Source organism: Cupriavidus sp. 01L46 (assembly GCF_056399905.1).
Genome location: NZ_JBFTSF010000697.1, coordinates 1 through 566 on the forward strand (window position 1 = coordinate 1; position 566 = coordinate 566).

1 pseudogene is annotated in these 566 nt (G+C 62.7%); it reads right to left on the reverse strand.

Annotated elements, in window-relative coordinates:
- Positions 1–496 (reverse strand): annotated as a pseudogene (locus AC1DS3_RS39370) (GspE/PulE family protein); the annotation flags it as partial.
- Positions 497–566: the final 70 nt, after the last annotated feature.

The following is a 566-nucleotide window of genomic DNA, read 5'->3' on the forward strand; positions in this document are numbered from 1 at the left end:
GGGCCAGTGCGGACGGATCATTGGTTCGCTGTATCGGATCATCGAAAGCCAGCGTGTCCAGGGCGCGCACATCCTTTTCACGCGCGGCCAGGTAGGCGGTCAGATCGCCGACACTGGCCAGCGACCAGCTGTACTGCACGGTAGGGCGCGCGCGCATGCGTTGATCGACACAGCTGCKGGTTCGCGTGTCCAGCGGGTCGGCGATCACGAATAGCAGGCCCGCGCCCTGCCGGAAGCCCACGCACAGCCTGGTAGCCGCCTCGACAAAGGGAAGGACTTCAAACTCCGGCTCAAGCTGATGGAGCTCACGGATACTGATCGGGACCATCCTGAACTCGGCCGCCAGCTGCGCAAGAACCTCGTCGGCACTCATGGGCTGTTGTGCGAACAGTGCCTCAAGGGCGCGTATCCCGGAGCCGTGGCGCTCGCCGAGCTCGCGCAGGGCGGCCCGGAACTGAACGCTCCCTCTTTCCATATTCGCGCCGTTCGGATCCATGACGTACCTATTGGAGGCTGGAGGCTATTTCAAAAATCGGCAAATACATCAGGACGACAATGCCGCCGAT